Source organism: Mycobacterium timonense, from assembly GCF_025821985.1.
GTDB lineage: Bacteria > Actinomycetota > Actinomycetes > Mycobacteriales > Mycobacteriaceae > Mycobacterium > Mycobacterium avium.
Genome location: NZ_JACKSY010000009.1, coordinates 1 through 19,674, shown reverse-complemented (window position 1 = coordinate 19,674; position 19,674 = coordinate 1). Strand labels below are relative to the sequence as shown.

At 64.8% G+C, this 19,674-nt stretch carries 16 protein-coding genes and 1 pseudogene; 8 read left to right on the top strand and 9 right to left on the bottom strand.

All coding sequences use genetic code 11. The features are described 5' to 3' along the window. Positions 1-177 precede the first annotated feature (177 nt). Together H7I87_RS02760 and H7I87_RS02755 are read right to left on the bottom strand one after the other, a co-directional pair. Positions 178-639, bottom strand: coding sequence for a lipoprotein LpqH (locus tag H7I87_RS02760; RefSeq protein ID WP_083071804.1), 462 nt, complete (start codon positions 637-639; stop codon positions 178-180). Between the two features lie 117 nt (positions 640-756). Continuing rightward, the gene (locus H7I87_RS02755; RefSeq protein ID WP_139800242.1) at positions 757-990 is read right to left on the bottom strand and encodes a hypothetical protein; all 234 of its coding nucleotides are present in this window, start codon (positions 988-990) and stop codon (positions 757-759) included. A 229-nt stretch (positions 991-1,219) separates the two neighbouring features. On the opposite strand from H7I87_RS02755, the gene H7I87_RS02750 reads away from it, so the two are divergent. Further along, positions 1,220-2,626 (top strand): IS1380-like element ISMav7 family transposase, encoded by a 1,407-nt coding sequence (locus tag H7I87_RS02750; protein WP_011724501.1) that lies wholly within the window; start codon positions 1,220-1,222, stop codon positions 2,624-2,626. 146 nt (positions 2,627-2,772) lie between these two features. Here H7I87_RS02750 and H7I87_RS02745 read toward each other — a convergent pair whose 3' ends face one another. Continuing rightward, positions 2,773-4,215, bottom strand: coding sequence for a hypothetical protein (locus tag H7I87_RS02745; RefSeq protein ID WP_139800243.1), 1,443 nt, complete (start codon positions 4,213-4,215; stop codon positions 2,773-2,775). Positions 4,216-4,564: 349 nt separating this feature from the next. Between H7I87_RS02745 and H7I87_RS02740 the strand changes: the two genes are divergently transcribed. The 4 genes from H7I87_RS02740 (at position 4,565) to H7I87_RS02725 (ending at position 8,334) form a co-directional block, all read left to right on the top strand. Continuing rightward, positions 4,565-5,605 (top strand): sensor domain-containing protein, encoded by a 1,041-nt coding sequence (locus tag H7I87_RS02740; protein ID WP_083071800.1) that lies wholly within the window; start codon positions 4,565-4,567, stop codon positions 5,603-5,605. Between the two features lie 173 nt (positions 5,606-5,778). After that, complete coding sequence (locus tag H7I87_RS02735) at positions 5,779-7,248, top strand: neutral zinc metallopeptidase (RefSeq protein ID WP_372512364.1); 1,470 nt, start codon at positions 5,779-5,781, stop codon at positions 7,246-7,248. Between the two features lie 61 nt (positions 7,249-7,309). After that, positions 7,310-7,666, top strand: a complete 357-nt coding sequence (locus H7I87_RS02730; RefSeq protein ID WP_083071801.1) for a hypothetical protein — start codon at positions 7,310-7,312, stop codon at positions 7,664-7,666. A 212-nt stretch (positions 7,667-7,878) separates the two neighbouring features. Then, a complete protein-coding gene (locus H7I87_RS02725) occupies positions 7,879-8,334 on the top strand; it encodes a hypothetical protein (protein ID WP_139800244.1) in 456 nt (151 codons plus the stop codon). A 39-nt stretch (positions 8,335-8,373) separates the two neighbouring features. On the opposite strand, the gene H7I87_RS02720 is transcribed toward H7I87_RS02725, so the two are convergent. From H7I87_RS02720 to H7I87_RS02710, 3 genes are read right to left on the bottom strand one after another with little or no spacing between them, the layout of a single operon-like run. Next, positions 8,374-10,407, bottom strand: coding sequence for a serine/threonine-protein kinase (locus tag H7I87_RS02720; RefSeq protein ID WP_264002554.1), 2,034 nt, complete (start codon positions 10,405-10,407; stop codon positions 8,374-8,376). Positions 10,408-10,414: 7 nt separating this feature from the next. Further along, positions 10,415-11,665: a DUF7373 family lipoprotein gene (locus H7I87_RS02715; RefSeq protein ID WP_083071792.1), complete on the bottom strand. Its 1,251-nt coding sequence runs from the start codon at positions 11,663-11,665 to the stop codon at positions 10,415-10,417. Next, positions 11,662-12,957, bottom strand: coding sequence for a DUF7373 family lipoprotein (locus H7I87_RS02710; RefSeq protein ID WP_244179178.1), 1,296 nt, complete (start codon positions 12,955-12,957; stop codon positions 11,662-11,664). Before H7I87_RS02710 ends, H7I87_RS02715 begins: the two co-directional genes overlap by 4 nt. Before the next feature lie 762 nt (positions 12,958-13,719). Here H7I87_RS02710 and H7I87_RS02705 point away from each other — a divergent pair. The 3 genes from H7I87_RS02705 to H7I87_RS02695 are packed head-to-tail and all read left to right on the top strand — an operon-like array spanning position 13,720 to position 15,645. Further along, on the top strand, positions 13,720-14,439 hold the full coding sequence (locus H7I87_RS02705; RefSeq protein WP_083071793.1) for a hypothetical protein: 720 nt from the start codon (positions 13,720-13,722) through the stop codon (positions 14,437-14,439). After that, the gene (locus H7I87_RS02700; protein ID WP_083071794.1) at positions 14,436-15,212 is read left to right on the top strand and encodes a hypothetical protein; all 777 of its coding nucleotides are present in this window, start codon (positions 14,436-14,438) and stop codon (positions 15,210-15,212) included. Before H7I87_RS02705 ends, H7I87_RS02700 begins: the two co-directional genes overlap by 4 nt. 28 nt (positions 15,213-15,240) lie before the next feature. Beyond that, on the top strand, positions 15,241-15,645 hold the full coding sequence (locus H7I87_RS02695; RefSeq protein WP_158084979.1) for an SdpI family protein: 405 nt from the start codon (positions 15,241-15,243) through the stop codon (positions 15,643-15,645). Positions 15,646-16,006: 361 nt separating this feature from the next. Here H7I87_RS02695 and H7I87_RS02690 read toward each other — a convergent pair whose 3' ends face one another. From H7I87_RS02690 to H7I87_RS29295, 3 genes and pseudogenes are all read right to left on the bottom strand, one after another. Then, on the bottom strand, positions 16,007-17,296 hold the full coding sequence (locus tag H7I87_RS02690) for a hypothetical protein (RefSeq protein ID WP_244179179.1): 1,290 nt from the start codon (positions 17,294-17,296) through the stop codon (positions 16,007-16,009). A gap of 228 nt (positions 17,297-17,524) precedes the next feature. Next, a complete protein-coding gene (locus H7I87_RS29300) occupies positions 17,525-18,112 on the bottom strand; it encodes an NHL repeat-containing protein (protein ID WP_443677345.1) in 588 nt (195 codons plus the stop codon). Further along, positions 18,089-19,457 (bottom strand): annotated as a pseudogene (locus H7I87_RS29295) (serine/threonine-protein kinase); the annotation flags it as partial. The gene H7I87_RS29300 and the pseudogene H7I87_RS29295, both read right to left, overlap by 24 nt. Positions 19,458-19,674: the final 217 nt, after the last annotated feature.

Genomic DNA, 19,674 nt, shown 5'->3' with positions numbered 1-19,674 from the left:
CGCGGCGGCCTTCTCCTCGGCACTGTATCGACGCGTCGTGGGTTTCCCGGGCGACTGTTCCTTCGGCATACCTGCATCCTCGTTTCCAAGGTCAGGAGCCTCCGGGATTTCCAGGGCGTTTCACGGAGAGCGCGGCGAAGGGCCTGCGGGGGAGGTTTGGGGAAGTGCCAGGCGGGCTCAGTGTTTTGGGGGGCAGGTGAATTCCACGTCGAACGGCTTGGACACGGTTCCAGTACCGGCAGGGTCAGGGCTTGTTGCCGAGCCGACGATCTTGTAGGTGGATCCGGTCTTGGTGACTGTCGGTTTGGGGCCTACATTTGAATCGTTGTATGTCAGCGGCAGGCCATCGACCGTGCCGAGGGTCAGATCTTGGAGCATCGGGTTATCGCCTGCGCTGAGGGTGACAGCGATGGCGTCTTGGTGGCTGCCGAGGTTGGCGAAGACCATGTTGGCGGCTGTCACACACTCGACCGTGTTTTGGATTTGCCGGGCCTTGCCGTTGACGGTGACCTTCACTGCGGCAGACGGCGCGCTCGCGGCCGGCGCGCTGGGGCCGTTGTGTGAACCGCTCGAACATCCGACAAGCGCACTACCGAAAACCGCTGCACCGCCAACGGCGACCATGTATCCGCGCTTCATCATGTGCTCCTCATGTCGCAGAACGAAGAGTAACCGAGGGGGGCCGGCCCGATCACCCCGGCCAGGCCTTGCAAAGCGGGTGCCCGGTTCATCTGGAAGGTTCGGCGTCGTGCGCTCCTACAAGCCGGCGGAACGCAGGTCTTGCTCGACGAGTTCGAGGAGTTCGTTATCGCCGCGGTCGCGCAGGATCTGCGCAACCTCGCGGGGTTTGCAGCAAAGGCCTTGGGCCAGTGCGGCAATGGTATCGCGGACGGGTATACCCAGCAGGGTCTGCAGGCGGGTCCGGGGAGCCTCGCCCAACTTAATCCGTTGTGCAGCTAGCGCGTTGCCGCGCACCGTGAACGCCAGCACGAGGGTGTCGTCTCGGCTCGCGCCCAGGGCAGCCGCAAAGGGTCGCAGTGATCCGACACTGGGACCGTGTGTGCTGGAAAGTCGCCAGGCGAGGGTGATATCGCCTAGCCCAGATTTTTCGCGAAATGTTGTGAGTTTCGGGGTGTAGATACGCGAAAGTGCCTGTCCTGCAAGGGATAATCGGACTTATCTAAGGTTCAGATCGTTCCAGCTGGAAGGCACTTCGCACGTGAAGAATATCGCGGCCGGGTCGCGGGTGAAAGTGTCGGCCGATGGTCATGGTGTCGTGTCGCATGCCGGGATGGGTATGCTGCGCGAACTGGCCGACCGCACGGGACTGTCAGCGCAGGTCAGCGCCGCGTTGGCCGACACCTACCGCGGCCCGTGGGTGTACGCACCCGGCGATGTCTTCGCTGATCTGGCCGCCGCGGTCGCCGACGGGGCCGATTGCATCGATGGGGTCGGCCAGTTGTGCGGGGACCGTGAGCACGTGTTCGGCGCGAAGGCCTCGACCACCACGATGTGGCGGTTGATCGACAAGCGGATCGATGCCGCGCGCCTGCCCGGGGTGCGGGCAGCACGAGCCGGCGCGCGGGCCGCAGCATGGGCGGCCGGAGCCACCCCCACTGGTGATGGCTGGCTGCACATCGACATCGATGCCACCCTGGTCATCGATCACTCCGACAACAAGACCGGCGCCACACCGACCTGGAAGAAGACTTTCGGTCTTCATCCGCTGCTGGCGTTTTTGGACCGTCCTGAGATCTCCGGCGGGGAAGCCCTGGCCGGGCTGCTGCGCACCGGCAACGCCGGCTCCAACACCGCCTCCGATCACATCATCGTCCTCAAACAAGCGCTGGCGTCGCTGCCGCCGCGATGGCGGCCCCACCCAGGTGCTCGGGCGGATCCGGACGCGTCTGGGGTGTTGGTGCGCTGCGACACTGCCGGAGCCACCCACAAGTTCGCCGACGCCTGCCGCGCCGCCGGGGTCGGGTTCTCCTTCGGCTACCCCGTCGATGTGCGCGTCCAGGACGCGGTGGACACCCTCAACCTCGCCGATGGCTGGTATCCAGCGATCGACACCGACGGCGGGATCCGCGAGGGGGCCTGGGTCGCCGAGGCCACCGACCTGGTCAACCTCAGTAGCTGGCCGGCCGGCACCCGGCTGATCCTGCGCAAAGAACGCCCGCATCCCGGTGCGCAGTTGCGGTTCACCGACGCCGACGGGATGCGGGTCACCGCGTTCATCACCGACACCGAACCCGGTGTCATTGCTGGTCAGGTCGCCGGTCTGGAATTGCGGCACCGCCAGCACGCCCGCGTCGAGGACCGCATCCGCGAACTCAAAGCCACCGGCCTGCGTAACCTGCCGTGCCACTCGTTCTGGGCCAACGCCGCCTGGCTGGAAATCGTGCTGGCCGCCGCCGATCTGGTCACCTGGGCCCGACTGATCGGCTTCCGCGCACATCCCGGCCTGGCTCGCGCCGAGATCGCCACCTTCCGCTACCGGGTCCTGCACGTCGCTGCCCGTATCACTCGCGGCGCCCGCCAACAACGACTACGTATCGATGCCACCTGGCGCTGGGCATCAGCGATCGCGACCGCCTGGCAACACCTACGCACCGCCTTCGGATAGAACCCGGCTCACCTGACCCACCGATCAGAAAGACCAGGCCCTGGGAAAGCCCGCCCACCCGGCGACACGGGACGCCCCACCACGCCATCACACGAAAACACCTACCCGGCAACACAATCCACAGGCAGAACCGACTCCGCACCAACTCAATGCAAAATCGAGGCTAGTGACCCTGTAAATACACGTTGGTCGCCGGGGTTCATTCCCAGTGCCGTGGCCACCGCGGCATGGATGGGTTGGCCTGAGCCGCGCATCAAGTCGGAGGTTACGGCGAAGGACACCCGTATCTCGTTGTCTCCGTTGCGGAACGCGCCGCGTGCCGCGTGCAGCGGCGGCACGGGAGGCCAGCCATCGTCTGCCGTGCGCCTGCGCACCAAGCCGTCTTCGACGATGAACCCGGGTGCAGCCAGATAGGTACGGACCGAGACCTCCGCTATGTCGGGAAACCTTGCCTTCATGTCGCTAACTACCGCCGCGACGCTGGTGGTTCCGCCAGCGGCGTCGATGCGCTTTGCTATCTCGCCGAAGACGCCGGCGTACTCGTCGAGCCCCCACTGGCGTAGCGCCCAAGTTCGTCGGGTAGCCCGGGCGAAGCGGTGATCGCCAAACAGCGCCTCTCGCACCGCCCGGGGATGATAGTTTTCGCCGATCGCGGCGGTGATCAAGTCGGCGGAGGCGGGGGTTTCGGACACGTGCAGTACCGCCTCGGCCTTGTCGGCGGCCGAAGTGCCCCACCGCACCCACTTGTCGCCGAAGCGTCGCAATCCCTGCCGGCTCTCGACGAAGTCCACCACGCTGTCAGGTCTCATGCCGATATGGCCGAGTTCTTCCACAAGAGCGGCAGTCGTCGGGGCTCCTAGTCGTGCGAGTGCTGCCTCTAGGGTCGCTGAAGCGGTGGCTAGTCCGTCGGCTGATGTGTCCTCGAGCCAGTCCTTTCGTCGAGCGTAGGGGCCAGCGACGTGAAGCAGCAGCAGTGCTGCCTGGCTGCTGGGGTGGATCCCGAGGTCGCGCAGTGTGGTGTTGATGGTCTGTTCCCGAACCAATGGTCCCAGTAGGCGATTGAGTTGTTTGGCGTGCGCGAGAACATCGCGGTGAGCCGGATCGGCGAGCAGCTCGGCGAACCGACGTTCAACCTTCGGTTGGCGCCGTAGAACGGAAGCGCCGCTGGCGCCGAGCGCCCGGCCGACCTCCTCACTGGTCTGTGGCTGGATTGCCCAGAGCCGGGCCGACAGAATGGTCCGGTCGTGTTCGGTGAGGCGGTTTAGTAGTTGTGCGGCTGCCGACGCAGCGTCACTACTCCCGGTTGACGGGACCGCCCTGGCTTTCGCGACGGCGTCTTGCGCGCAGGCGATGACGGCGCGGACCGTGGCGACGCCACCTTTGGGTCGGTTGAGCAGTGACGTGATGGTCTCGCCGGCGAGATCCGTCCAGGTCGTGAGATCCGCAGAGTAGACGGTGTGGGCGCGGGTAGGCAGCCGACCGTAGGGGATGGGCTGCGCGCCGATGTCGTCAAGGCCGTCGACGAGGTCCCTGATCGGCGCGTCAGCCCGTTCGGGCGCGGTCATCGCTTCCCACCAGTCGGTCGTCATGGTGAACGGAAAGGTACCTCCGAAATGCAGGTGACAGGGCATCGGGCGGCCAATGCCCATAGCGGGCGGGGCCGCCGGAACTGGTGCGGCGCAGCGGTGCGATGGGCGACAGCACCAGCGTATCGCTACAGGATGCCACTTCTCTACGCATGGATTCTGGGCGCTGCCGTACCTGATAGTGCCGCATGGCGGAGGTAAATTCCCTGTACGCTGCCCAGACGTGCGCAATCAGGGTGGCGCTACAACGCCGCTACAGTTTATGGCTTGCAGGCGCTACGGTTAGTGTGTTTGAATCGTTGCACTCGGGGCCAGCGGAGATGGCTCCCACACCCACAAGGAGTCCCGCAAGATGGCCCACACCATCAGTTCGCCGACTCACCCGCAAAGCCCCACCGGCTTCGGCCCGTCGACCGAAGAACCCACGGTCGCACTTCGCCCGCGGCCCGGCATCGGCCTAGCCCCCATCCAGCATCAACCCTCCCAGCGAATGGGGCCCCAACGGTGGGGACACGGCGCAACCGCGCCGGTGAATCACTACGCAGGACCGAGACCCGGTGCGGCGCCGTACAATTCGGCCCCCTGGGGGAACCCGAATGCATGGGGCTCGCCGCCACCATGGGCGATGCCGCCAGCCGGTGGCGCGCGCCGTAAAACGCAACACTGGCTGCTTGCGGCGACCGGGGCGGTCGTGGCGGTCGCCGCCGTCACCATCGCCGTGGCCGCATCGACCGGAAAGGACAACGGGTCGGCAACCGCGTCCCACGGTGTCCCGGTCCCTAACCCGCCGACCAAATCTGCCGCTGCGCCGACTCCACCCCCACCGCCGCCGCCCAGTCTTGTCAGCGACGCCACGCTCCCGACACTATTGCCCGATCCCGCCCAGGTGGCTCAAGTCATGGGCACAACGGTCATGGACCCGATCGACAAATTGTCCGGGCCGGGTATGTACACCGATAACGCTGACCCGGCCCAGTGCGTTGGGTTAGTGATTCCGGCGGCCAAAAACGCCTACGCGGGCTCGGGTTGGCGCGCCACCTACGTGCAGGCGCTGCATAATCAAAGCAATCGGGTCTTTGATGGGGTGACCACTTTCCCGGCAGCTTCGTCCGCGGGCAACTTCGTGACGCAACAGGAACTTGCCTGGCAGGGCTGCCGATTCGCGCCGGTCGTATTGGGTCCAGAGCACGACAAGCCGATCACATGGACGATCCAGGACGTCTCGCGGCAAGGTGACACCGTGACAGCACGCATCTCTGCGCAGGGTGGTCTCTCGTGCCAGCGCGCCCTGACCTCGAAAAGCAACGTCGTTATCGATGTGAGTGCCTGCAGCGCGCACCCCTCCGATGAGGCGGTCACCCTCGCGGCGGCGATCTCCCAGCGCGTCCAGTAACCATGCGTGCATTGCTGCGGTACACGGCTGGTCTGGCCAGCGTTTTCCACCGCGCCCAGTCCGGCGGCATGACACGGCATCCAGGTGGCGGCCGCCGGGGATCGGCTCGATGGGGTCACTGGCGATCCCGGTTGTGGCTGGGATCTTCGGTGTCCGTCCGGTGGGATGGTCACGTGCAACCGGCATCGTGCAGGCGGCCGGCCGGGGTTACCCCGCTTGGGGGGTTGCGGCGCGCCGTGTTGGTGGCAGCCGCAAGCTGTGTGGCGCTGTCCGGTTGCGCCGACGTCGTGCAGGGACGGGCGGTGTCGCCGATCTACGACCCCGCCACGGCAGGCGGGCTGCCGATAAACAACGTGCCCAGCGGTCCACGCGCCAACGCTCCCGCGCTGACGCTGACGGTCCACGGGACAGACATGGGACCGATCGATAAGCTGGCGGCCCTGTCGGTCGAAGACATCGAGGATTACTGGCGGGTGAACTTTCCTCGGACCTTGTCGGGGAAGTATGAGCCGGTGACGGATTTGTACTCCTACGACTCCCACAATCCGGCGTCGCCGACGATATGCGACAACGACACCTATGGGCTGACCAACGCCTTCTTCTGTGACGATGACTGGCTGATTGCCTGGGACCGGGGAGCGTTCCTGCCGGTGGTGCAGAAGTACTTCGGCGATGCCGCTGTCACCGGGGTGCTCAGTCACGAATACGGCCACGCAATTCAAAGCATGGCTCACCTGGTCAAGAAATCCAGGACTGTTCTGGTCGCCGAGCAGCAGGCCGACTGTTTCGCCGGGGATTACCTGCGTTGGGTCGCCGAGGGCAAGTCGCCGCGGTTCACCCTCGACACCGGCGATGGATTGAACAAGGTGCTGGCCGGCGTCATCACCAGCCGCGACCCAGCGTCAGTGAAGGCCAACGACTCTCGAGGCCACGGCACAGCATTGGACCGCGTCGCGGCATTCCAGGCGGGTTTCACCTCGGGCGCCACCGCATGCGCGGCCATCACGATGGAGTCCATCCAGGCGCGCCGCGACAACCTGCCCGAGGCGTTGCAGCTGGCGGCCAGCGCGCGCCGGGCTGACAGGCCGATCACCGAGACCAGCGTTCGCCAGCTCATCGACGAGCTCGCAAAGATCCTGTCCCCGAAGACCACACCAACGCTGTCGATGCAGCCAGCGCAATGCGCCGGCACCGAATCGACCACGCCGGTGTCGTATTGCCCGGCCTCAAACACCGTGTTCGTCGACCTGCCCGGTCTGCAAAAACTGGGTGAACCCGGCGATGAGCGCCACGACTACGTGCTGCTGCAGGGCACCAACACGGCGATATCGGCGCTGATCTCCCGATACGCGCTGGCCGTTCAGCACGAACGCGGCCTACCTATGAGCTCCACAGCGACCGCGCTGCGCACCGCTTGCCTGACCGGCATCGCGGAGCGGCAGCTCGGCCAAAGCGGGGACGCGGCAACGTCTTTGACGTCACGCGACATCGACCAAGCCGTAGCGGGTCTGCTCGGCAACGGGCTAGCGGCCAGCGACGCCGACGGAACAACGGTGCCCGCTGGGTTCAACCGAATTGCGGCCTTCCGCGCCGGCCTCACCACCGGCAGCATCGAGCGGTGCTATGCGGATTTCAGAGCCTGACCAGCGCCGCTACCGCGGCGGCCGATTGAAGTGGTGGAGTAATGCTATGCCAACACGCGGTGTGGGCCCCGACGCGCTCAAGTCGACCGACAGGCCGGGGCGAGCGGTGCTGCGGGTGTTCACGGCAATCGCTGCGGCGACCCTATTGGCGGGATGCTCGACGGTCGTCGAAGGCCGCGCCGTCAAGGCCAGCGTCAGACCCGGCTCGTCCGGGGTGGATGTGGCACTGCTCGATCCGGGCAACTATCCCCGCCGCCCCAGTCCGCCGCTGGCCTTAATTAACTGGGGCGATGTCTTCTACCTGATCTGCGGCGCGGGCTTCCTGGCGATGGGCCTCTGGTACGTGGCGCTGGGAGTAAACACCTTGCGGCACAGGTCACGTCAGCGCAGTCAGCCGGCACGCACTGCCGACATCTGAATCGACAACATGCTCAACGGGAACAACTGATGAAAACACCAGCGCCGGCCAATGGCAGCCCGCGCGTGGGCGTCGCCCGGGGGTGTCGGATGCTTCGGCGTCGCCGGTCTGGTTGCTTGGGAATTCCTTCGCACGGCAGACCCCCCGGCCTACGCCGGACTCTGATGGCGGTGGCGAAGATGCTTTGTACGGCGGTCGGATAAGGCGTTCTCGTGGCCATTAATGTGCGTCGAGCTGTGCTGCTGCTACCGGTCTATGTGGCGTGGATGGTCGGCGTTGAGGCTTTCTTCGACTCGTCTGGGTTGAATACGCACGCCGACCTGCCTGCGTGGCTGCTTGTCGCCTTCACGCTCACGGCGCTGGCGGCCTGTGTCATCGTGGCATGGTTTATCACGCAGAAGGCTCGGGGCAAGATTTCCGTTACGCGCGAGCGTGCCTATGTGGGCCTGCTGATAACGGTTGTCGTATCAGGATTTATCGACGACGCGCTCAAGGGGTTGGCATCGCTTGTTTTCCACGCCAAGTCAATTTGGGCGTTGATACCGCTCTACATACTTTCATGGGTCGTCCTGTTAGCGGTCGGCGCAGTCACCATGAGCAGAATGGCTGCGAGGTCTGGCGATACGCCAGCCAGCAAGTCAGAGCGGAGCGATGCGACCACAGCCTGATTCGCAACTGGCTTTAGCTACACGCCAGGGGACTGGGGGTTAGTGGATTTGGTCGGCGAGAGTGTTTACGAGTGTCGTGTTGAGGAATTTGGTAGCGGCCGGTCCCCCTGTTTGCAGCGCGGTGATGGTGGCTGGGTCGTCGATGATGACGAGCACTCCGGAGTAGGCGCTGAAAATGACAGGCAGACCGTGGAATCCGCCGCCGCCGGCGTCCTTGTCGGTGCGGGCCACGATCACGACATCGGTGGATGTCACTAGGTAGGCAGGGTTTCGGGTGAGATCGACCGGCGTGTCGGGTGGGGCGCCGGTGTTGCGGTCGTAGTGGGTGTTGTAGGCGAACCCGATGCCTTCCAAGTAGCTGGTGGGAGGGGATTCGCGCGCGGCCACGGTGCCCGCGGTGTCGGAGTAGTTGACCACCGTGATGGTTTTGCCGGTAAACGCCGGGTGGTCGGATCTGATTTTGGTTTGCTGTGCAGAGGCGGTGTCGATCAGCGTTTTGGCGGTGGCGTCGCGGCCGAGGGCTTTGGCGATCCAGCTCAGCTGCGTCTGCCATGTCCAGGGTTGTGCCGAGTCGTCGGGGGTGCGGGTCAGCGTCGGCGCGATAGCGGACAACTTGTCGTAGGTTGCCTTATCGACGTCACCGGTGTCGATGATTAGATCGGGTTTAGCCGCCGCCACCGCGACTGGGTCCGGTATCGCGAGCACCGGGGGTGATGAGTGCACCATGTCTTGCAGCCAACTCGGGGGCTTGCCTGCTAAACCACCGATCGCGACGGGTTGCACCCCCAACGACAGCACCGCGTCCGGATCTCCGGGGCCTAGTGCCGCAATGGACTGCGGCCGGTGGTCGAGCTGAACGGTCCCGTACTTGCCGTCAAGCGATTGAGCCTGATACGGCGGCAATTCGGCGCCTCGATGGCCCAGCAGCGATACCGTCAATACTGCGGCGACTGCCACAATCGCAAGCAGACTTAGTGCGCCCAGGATCAGCGCCCGGCGGCGGCGACCGCGGCGCCGACCGGTCTGTGTGACCGGCGGTGGCGAGGGCGGAAGCGTAGGGCCGCGAAGCTGGGGGTCGAAGAACCGCGGTGGTGGCGGCGGCCCGGGGGCGCGAGCGGGGGTGGGCACCGTGGGTCCGGTGGCCGCCGGTGGGTGTAGCAACTGGTGCGGGTAGGCGGGGGCCGGGGTGGACCAGTCCCGAGTTACCTCGGGCGGCGGCGCGGTCGGCGGGTGACCGCGTAGCGCCGCGCCGGCGGCCGCGGCTAGCGCGCCGGCACTCTGGTAGCGCTCGTCCGGATTCTTGGCCAGTGCGTGCATCATCACGTCATCAATGGCTGGCGGCAGGTTGGGGGCAATCGCGGTCGCCCGGGGAATCGGCTGCATGACGTGAGCCATCAACATCGCTGACATGTTGGAGAATTCTGCGTAGGGTGTGCGTCCGGTCAGCAGTCGAAACAGCGAGCAGCCCAACGCATATACATCGGCGCGGTGATCCACCTCGGCGCCTTGGACTGCCTCAGGCGCGGCGTAGGCAGCGGTGAAAAGCAGTGAGCCCGTGGCGGTAAGATTCGTTGCATCATCGAGGGCACGCGCGATCCCGAAGTCGGCCAACTTGACCCGCTCCTGATCTCCAGCGGGCCCCGATAGCAGAAAGTTGCCCGGCTTGATGTCACGGTGCAGCAGGTGGCGAGAATGCGCGTAATCCAATGCCTTTGCGACCTCGGTGGTGATGTGGACCGCGCGTGCCGAGGTCATCTGCGCGGCTGTTATTTCGCTGTTGGCGGCTGCGCCGTCGACGAATTCCATGGCGATCCACAGCTGCCCCTCTTCGGTTTCGCCGCGGTCGTAGATAGTGACGATGTTGGGGTGATTCAGCGTGGCGGCCAGGTCGGCTTCACGGGTGAACCGTGCCCGAAACTCAGCGTCGACAGATAGCTCTGCGGATAGAATTTTCAGCGCGTCACTGCGCGGCAATGTCCGGTGCCGCGCCAAATACACCACACCCATGCCGCCAGAGCCCAGCACGCGCTCGATGCGGTAGCCCGCGACGATGGTTCCAGCAGATAACGGCATCCCAGGCTCACTTTCCGGTCAGCATCAGGTACTGGGCGGCTATCAGCTGGTGTGCGGCGGCCTCATGCTCATCTTGGACGCCGAAGGCGTAGCGGTCGGCGACGGCCACGCAGTAGAAGGCTTGAAACTGTTTGGGGTCTTTGGGCGTCCTGAAACACTTGGCGTCGGGCATCCCTTTAACACCACCAGATTTCAGCATCTTGCTGTCCACGGCGCTGGAGGCGAGCTCGGCGCCGATACGTGCCGCCGCATCAGCGTCTGGCAGTTGGTAGACGTTTATTAACACGGTGTATGAGGACTGCTGCAGCCCCGCAGATTTGAACAACGCTTGCGTGCGTGTCGGATTCATTGTTTGCATGTGCACAGCCCCGCGGGCGTTGTAGATGCCATCGTTGATGGTTTCGTTCGTTTTTGATGGCGGCATGGTGCGGGCGACCAGGCCGCTGGGATCAAGCGGCAATGTCGCGAGCTGATCAAGCGGGGTGGGTTTGAACTGGTCAATCAGCGGCTGCTGTAAATCCAATATCGTCGCGATCATTTGGGCCGCGATGTCTGGGCTTTGCACCGACGCTGCCCACTGGCACAGCACATACGGGCCGTGAGCGATGATGGCGATCACCGCATGCCGCACCTCGACCTGCTCGCTGAGGTAGTCCTCTTTGTAGTTCCACTCATAAGTTCTGGCGCCAACATCTGGGTGGCGGGGGATTGCGAAGGGCTGGCTGGGGACCGGGGGCAGGTTACGGCCTTCGATGAGGTGGGCGCTTTTGTCGTTCATGTCAGCGGCGGCCGCGGCGGCGTCTTCGGGGGTGGCGAAGCGCAACACCGCATTGGTCAGCCCCTTGTACGGGATGGCTTTTACGGTGTAGCGGGCGGTGGTGAACCCGGTTATGAAGTGGTGGCCGTCGACGCCCTGGCCGATGGGTTCGTGAATTACCGAATCGACGGTGGAAGAATCCTTGACCACGCCGGTATCGAACTGAACGAATTCGGTGAGGTCTGGGTCGGCTTCCCACGGGCCCACCACATTGTCGGCCATGCGCCGCGCCTCAGCCCATGCGCCCGTTGTGTCATCACCAGCGTTGCCGAGCGGGTTGCGCGGTTTGGTTGGATAGTTGCCGGGATCCAGCAGCGCGACATCAACGACGCCCGGCCGGCCCGGCGCCTTGACCGCCGTACCAGAAACCGTTGCCGTGCATCCCGTTACAACCGACACCACGGCCACAGCGGCAACCCACCCCCGCACCACGCTGATCATTTCGCTGTAAGCATCAGGTATTGGGAGGCGACGACCTGGTGGACATCGCGCTCCTGGGCGGCGGTCGCCCGGATCGCGTAGCGTTCAGCGGCGGCCACGCAGAGATAGCGCAGACTGGCGTCCTGGTCCTGCTTCTGGCCGCGGTCAAAGCAGCGCGCACCAGGAAGACCACGGATACCGGCTACGGGCTTATAACCGAATCCGGGAACATCCATGCGAACCAGCGACTCGACCGCGCGATCGGCACCCGTGGGGTCGATGGCCTCATAAACGCTGGTCCGATAAACCGCCACGCGCTGCACCCCGGACGAGGTGAACATCTGCTGCGATGCGACCGGGTTGGGACGGAAGTGCAGCGCCGCGTGAGGCTCCAACACCGTGCCCTCGTGCACATTGGTCGACACGGTGCGTGCCAGCAGCCCGGTCGGATCCGCCGGCAGGTTGGCGAACTGATCGGCCGGCGTTGCCTGGAAACGGTCGATCAGCGGGACCTGCAGATCCAGCAGCCTGGTGATCATCGCAATCAGCGCGTCGGCGGATTCTTTAGTGCCTAAGTCCTGGAACAGCACGTAGGGACCGCGCGCGGTGAACAGGTCGGCTTCGAAGACGCCAGGATTGTTGAGTTTGTTGGCCACCGTGTCTGGGTGGTTCGGGATCGGAAGCGGGCTCGACATCGTGTCGGGGTGTGGCATCGAGGCGTCTTTGGCGGCCATCTCGGTCGCGGTCGCAGCGGCATCCTCGGGACTGGCGAAGCGCAACACCGCGTTGCAGATCGTCTTGGCGTTCTCGCCACTTCCCGGCGGCTGCCCGGGCGGCGGCGGCGACTCTCGCATAGTGGTGAAGCCCACGACAAAGGTGTGCGATGCCGCCACAGCCTTCAAATCCGGACCCATCAAATTCGTGAGAGAATCAACGCTGGTCAACACCCGAGTGTTACGCATCACCGGCACAACCAGGCTGGAGTCAACCTCCCACGGGCCGACCACGTTGTTGGCCATCCGGTAAGCCTCAACAAGGCGGCCCGCGTTCTCGTCGGCGACCTTCCCCAGCGGCTTGTCTGGACGTCGCGGATAGTTCCCGGGATCCAGCAGCGCCACATCCACCCCGGGCGACTCCGGCCCGGGCGCCCTGACCGCGACGCCGGTCACCACGCTTGTGCAGCCCGCGAGCAGCGCAACCACCATCGCGGCGGCCGCCAACAGCAGCCCAGCCTTCGGCCGCTGTTGCCGACCAGTCGGCGCGGCGCGCACCGGGCCCGCACCAACCATCGACGCAGCGTCACTTGAGGCCATCGCCTGCACACTCGGCTTCAACTGACCACCCGATCTGGCAGACTCGGTGGCGGAGCCTCGCGAGGCGGGCGGGCTGGTTTACCCAGCCACCGGCGCAGATTCATGCGGTCCACCCCGACGTCACGCGCGATCGCGCGCTCTGAGCGCCCGTCGGCGAACGCCATCACTGCAACCTGGCGCGCTCGAGCACGAGCACGTTTCTCGGCTCGCCGGACTGTCGCCAGCTCAGCGCCCGCCGCGGCCGGATCGGTGTGACCAAGCAGGTAGTCGGCGGCTGCCGTGACCGCTGCACGCTGCAAATCAGGGCTCTCGGGATAAAGCTGAGTCGCCTCTTGCGCGGCGCGCTCAAGTCGGGCCCGTTGCACAGAGTCCAATCCCTCGAGGTCCGGGAGCACGCTATTGCCGGTGCGTGCTGGCGGCGCCGCGGTCGTGGCGGCGCCGCGTGTGGTTATGGCCGTGCTTCCTGCGCGCAAACGTGTCTACCTGCCTGAACAACACCTGGGAAGTGGTAGTCCATACTACCGGCGTTGCGATCTTCGGCAACTGCGACCCCATCAGCCAGAATGGGCCGCTGCATGTCGCCGGGTGGAATGCGGGTGCCGCCGTTCACGAGCTCGCCGCCGAGAACGCATCAACTTCTTGCGTGTTGTGTCGCCGCCGCGACCGAGATCCGGCCAGGTTTAGGGTTTCGCCATGAGCAGCCCTGGAGCGGCCCCGCGCCCGATCCGTCGGCGCTGTGTCGGGCCGCGCACGGTGTCTGCCATGGCGTTGGTCGTGCTCGGAGTGTGCGCCGCCGCGATTGTGGTGTTCCCGGTGCGGCCGGTGAGCCTGCGGTCTCTGCCGAACTGGGAACTGGCCAAGCTCTTGCCGGGTGTGCACGATTTTCCGCCGTCTTGGAACTACTCGCTGCGCGGCGCGGTGCAGCGAGTAGACCCCGACAGGCCCGATGCGGCACCGCTGAACCGCCCGGCGACCTACAGGCCGAGCGATTGCGCGAACATCCCGGCGATCGCGACACTGTTCAACGGGTACGGCTATTCCGCCATGGTCCATGTCGATAAACAATCCGACCAGATCGCCCGCGCAGTACTGCAGTCCAGCGATGAACCGGACCCCAATGCGCGGTTCGTCATCTATCCGGTGGCCGATGGTGCGGCGATGATCACGAAATACGTTGACTGGCTTCACGGTTGCGGCACCTATCATGTCACGGCCGCCGATCCTGAGGGCGGCGAGCCGGTGCCGCGAGTTGTGGTCACGACTATCGGTGCACGCTCGGCCGGCGGCGCCGACGCCGCACTCGAGGTCACCAGATCGGCGACAGTCACTGTGCCTGGTCCCCTGCGCACGATGGTCTACCACGTCAGCTATTACTGGGTGCGTGGGGTGCTGTTGGAGTGCGCCACTAACCTGACCGGCGCCGACACTGATTTGGTGAATCGTGTTGCCGCGCAAACATTGCAGAGAATCAGAACACGATGAACAGCCGACCGCTGCGTCCGCGTTCGGCGCATCTCATCGCCGCCGTGATGTGCGTACTGGCCATCGCCGCGGTGGCGATCACCATTCCCGTGGTCCTAGCCGCGCGCCGCCACCTGTCGCCGCTGCCCGTTGCCCCGGGGTTGGCCGCACTCAGTGATGAACAGCTCGCCGCCTTGTTGCCCAATCAGAGAGATTTCCCCGCCGGCTGGAAACGCAACGACAGCTTCAACTCGCGAAACACGTTCGGGTACGCCACCTATCACAACATTGGTTCGATCGACGGCTACGAGCCGGTCGAATGCTATGAAGTGGCGTACGGGATCATGACCGGCTCGTTTGCCGCGGCCACCGTCAACGAACACGATCCGGCCGACCGCTCCTCCTTGCCCGACCACACCAACGTCGGCATCGAGATTGGCCGCCAATTTGCCTCGAGCGTCTTCGATGACATGCGACGACTGGTGGCGCGCTGCGCGCATTTCCGCGACCACTTCCCAGGCTTTACCTACACGGTGCGCATCCTCGAGGACTCCCGCCCCAGCGGCGGGCCACAGAGGTTCCGCTACAACGTCATTATCACCGACGAGGCAGCTGCCGCAGTGACCGACGGCAAACGCGCCCCGCCCCATGTGATTAGCACCGACTACTTCTCTTACGCCCAGATATCAGGACTGATCCTTTCGGGCTCCGACGACACCGGCGACGAGCACAGATTCGATGAGCTGTTCGACGCCACCCAGCGCCGGACACAGGCCGCAGAGCAGTCCCGCTGACACTCAAGAAAGAAGAATCGCTCCTTTTATGACGGCAGATCAACTCCACGCAACGATTGTCGCGGCCGTGTTTGCACTCTTCCCCGTGGTCATCACCACGGTGGTCGTCACCGTGTCGCGGCGGGCCGTCGACGGCCGGCTGCTGCGTAACCCGACGACCGGGATCCGGACGCGGGCCACGGTCAGCAGTGACCGGGCGTGGGTTGTGGCCCACCGCACCGCGCTGCGCGCGACACCACTACTGGTTGCCGTTACCATCATCGCCTGGATCGTGCTGTTTGCGACCGCGTGGACCTTGCCGACGATCATCGCTGTGATGCTCGCAGGAGTTGCGAGCGCCGCGGCCGTGATGGCTGTCCTCATCTACATCGCGTATGTGGCGAATAAGGCGGCGAAGACCGTCGGCGACGGTTCCGACGGCCGGCCGCGGTAGTGAGAGCCTCGGTACTTGCGGTCGTTGCGCCCGATGCGGACTGCGTGCTGGAGTGTCGTGATAGCTGCCCCGAGCGGCACTTCGGCGGCACCACATCCGATCGCGTCGTAGTCTCAACCGTCATATGGCAGTGGGTGATTGAGGATCCAGCCTGGCGTGCCGCGCTGTATTGGCAGCGCGTGGACCATCTGAATTAGCCTGCTGGTGTCTCGCGAGACCATCCCAGCGCAGCGGAGCGATGCGGCCCACCCGACGGTGACACCCTGAAATGCCTAGCGAACGAGCGTTATTCGGCGGGCAGCTGGCCCGCTGACGGCTGTCGTGCGCGGGCCAATTTCATCCTCGGTCGAGCCTTGAGTGTTCAATTCCCTAGTGATCGGTGGGTTGTGTCTGCCTGGTTGTCGTCGGATGAGGAAGGGCGGTCAACAGCGGGTCGAATTGGTGCCGCCGGCACCAACAGCACCGCGGTGATCGCGGCAGCGGAAACCACCACCGCCACCGCGATAACCGAAGCAACATCAAGTGGCACGAAATGGGAGTCTGCGATCGGTTTGAGAACCGCTACCAGTCCCAACGCGGGTATCGCGAGGCGAACCCACCACGCCACGACACTGTCGCCGGGAATCCGCGAATTCGCTTCCGAAATAAGCACATACAGCGTCATCAACAGCAATACCGCGGTGCTCAGGGTCACCGCGGCGATCCTGTGGTCGCGGGGCACATGGGCCGTTATCGCGGCCGCGATCAGCGCGATCACCGCCACCACTGTTGCCCGCGACCGCAAACACGGTGTCTTTCCGCGGGTGATCGCTAGGCCGGTCGCGACCCGCACCGCCCCCCACCCAGATGCCAACACACCGGCCATGCCGAGGGTGGCGGCCGCAACTGCCATCCATATCTGGCCGGCTTCGACGTAGAACTCCGGTACAGCTTCGCCAAAGTGTTTGGCGGTCCACCGCCACGGTCCGGCGACGCTCATATGATCGGCAACCCACAACGTCACCGCCGCCGCCACCACCACCGTGATGGCCAGTGACATCGAACGAACCGGCGCGGCCATTTCTCCGATACTGGCGGTAATGATTTCGACGCCTACGAACGCCACCCCCCAGGCGACAACTTGGGCAGACAGATGCGTTGGCGTGGCAGCTGTCCCGATCACGACGGGCTCACTTCCCGAGGCGATGCGGGCACTGACCGCAACCGCCAGATAGAGGTAGATGAGCAGCCCGGTTGTCGCCAGAATCGCGACCAGCGATGCGAGGATGCGAGTCGACGCAAAACACACTGTGGTACCGCCGACGGCCGCCGCGGCAACGGCGCCGACCGGTAGCCATGCAAGAACCGCAGCTGGGTCCGCATTAGGCGAAACTAGGTGCAAAAGCTGCAATCCGAGGCCGCCCGAGAACGCTGCAGCCAACACCAGGTAGGCGCACAGTTGGATGATGCCGGCAGCCGTAGCAGCCCTCGCCCCAAGGGTGGCACCGATCATCTCGGCGGTATTGCGCGCGTCCGGCGTGTACGCTCGCAGACGCGCCAGCCCATAGATCACCGGAATTACCACCGCCGCCGCGAGTAGCGCGCCGAATCCATAGAAGATCGCGGAGACGATCACAGCAACGCTGAGCGCGGCTGCTTGGTACGTTCCCACGAGCCGATCTCCATCTGCGGCCTGCGCTCCCAGCGGCTGCGTTCTCCTCTTTGGCATACCCCAAGCATGACGGATCGCCACGACGCCTTTGAGCTGCGGCACAACAACCGGGGGTGTACAACCGGCCGCGCACTGCTTCCCAGGGGTGGTCCGCCCGGACCGGGCTATGGTGGCGGCTGACCGCAGCGAAACGCTGGCCTGCCATAAGAAAGGCCGCTTATCCGCCGCCTAAGAAGTAGGCGGCAGTTTGAGCACTTGATCGCTGGCGGTGTCGAAGACGTACACGGCGCCGGCGTCGTCCACCGCAATCGCAGTGGGAGACTTAAGGCCATCGAACGCCAGCACCGATTGCTCTGTTGAGCCCGGAACCAGTTTGAGCACTCGAAGGTTGCGATTGTCGGAGACGTAGACCGCACCTCTTGTATCGACTGCGACGCCCGTCGGCATGTCGAGGCCGCTGAATGGTAATACCGTTTGTGCGGTGGAGCCTGCTGCTAGCTTGACCACGCGGTCAATGTTTTGGTCACCGACCCGGGTGTTGGTGAAGTCGGCAACATACGTGGCCCCATTGCCATCGACTGCGACGCCGGTGGCATCTCTGAGATCATTGAAGGGCAGCACTGCCTGTGCCGTGGATCCCGCAGTGAGTTTGACGATCCGGCTCGTGATCGGCCGAAGCGAATCCCGGTCGGGGTCCCAGTGGTGGTCGACAACATAAACGGTGCCGGCGCCGTCGACTGCGATGTCAGTCGGTTGTTCGAGGCCGATGAATGGCAGCTGCGTCTGGGCGGTCGATCCAGCAGGGAGCTTGAGCACCCGGGCAGCCTTCCCATCGGTGACATAGATGGCACCGGTGCGGTCGACTGCGATGCCCATGGGATAGCTGAGCCCGGTGAAGGGCAGCACCGACTGCGCAGTGGATCCAGCAGGGAGCTTGAGCACCCGAGCGTTTTTCTCATCGGTGACATAGACGGTGCCAGTGCTGTCCACCGCCACACCGCCTGCGACGGTCAGGCCGCGGAATGGCAGTACAACCTGCGTCTCGGGTGCGGGGGGTTGGGTTTGCGGGCCCGCTGCTGAGGGGTGGTTCTGCTTCGGGGTGACAAGGATGACTACCGCGGCCGCGACCGCAACTGTTATTGCCAGGACGCTCAGAACCAAAGCAGTTCGGTGCCCGACGACACTGTGAGGGCTCCGAGCAAGAAGCGCCTTCCAGGATCGTCGCGGCGACAATCGTTGTGCCGCCGACGGATACGGGGACGCGTTCGGCGGCGTCATCGGGTACTCAAAGTCGTAGGCAGGCGGAGGCTGCGGTTGGGGCGAGTCAATCGGGTGCTGCGCAGCCAGCCGCGGCTTGGGCGTCGTGCGCGTAGCGTCGCCTTCTGAACGCCAAGGAAGAGTCGGACCACTCATTGGTGCAGTTGTGGCATCCCGGGCGGCTTCGGCCAACTCCAAAGTGGTTTCGTACCGGTCGTCGGGGTTTTTGGCCATACCCTTAGCGATGACACTATCCATTGAGGCAGGCACGCCCGGGCGGCTATCCGACGGCCTTGGCGGCGGAGCGGTCAGGTGGCTCGCCATTTGCTGCTCTGGGCTCTCGAGTGGGAATGGGATGCTGCCCGTCATCGCCTGGTACAGAACGCCGGCCAGCGCGTAAATGTCCGAACGGGCGTCGGCGCGTCCAGAGCTAAACCGCTCGGGGGCCATGTAGCTAAGGGTTCCGATCCAGCCGCCGGTCGTCGTTAAACCGGCCTCTCCAGCGCTACGGGCGATCCCGAAATCGATCAGATAAGCGAAGTCCTGTTCGGTGATCAAGATATTGGAGGGCTTGACGTCGCGATGGACCAACCCCACCCGGTGGGCCGCGTGCAGCGCCTCGGCCACTTGCGTAACGATTGCTACCGCGCGGGCCGGCTCCAGCGGCCAGCACAGCCTGCAGGTCGCGCCCCTCAATTAGCCGCATATCAACAAACAGGCGCCCGTCGATCTCCCCGTAAGTGTGAATGGGCACCACATGCGGCTCGCTGAGCTGCGCGGCCGCGTGGGCTTCGCGACGAAACCGCGCTTTGAAGACATCGTCATCCGCGAGATGTCGCGGCAACAGCTTCAGCGCAACAACACGATCAGTGACGGTGTCATAGGCCCGCCACACCTCACCCATGCCCCCACGACCCAGCAACTCGGTCAAGCGGTAGCGCCCAAACGACGTTCCGTCGGCGTCGACCAAAAACCCAACCCCCAGCTCAGTAGGGACCTGGGGTTGACCCCTGATGGTGGACACCCGACTGGTGGGACCGTTGGTCCCGCGGGAAGGATGTCCGTATGTCGGGCAAGCGTCGCAAGTACACCCCGGAGTTTCGGGAGCAGGCTGCTCGCCT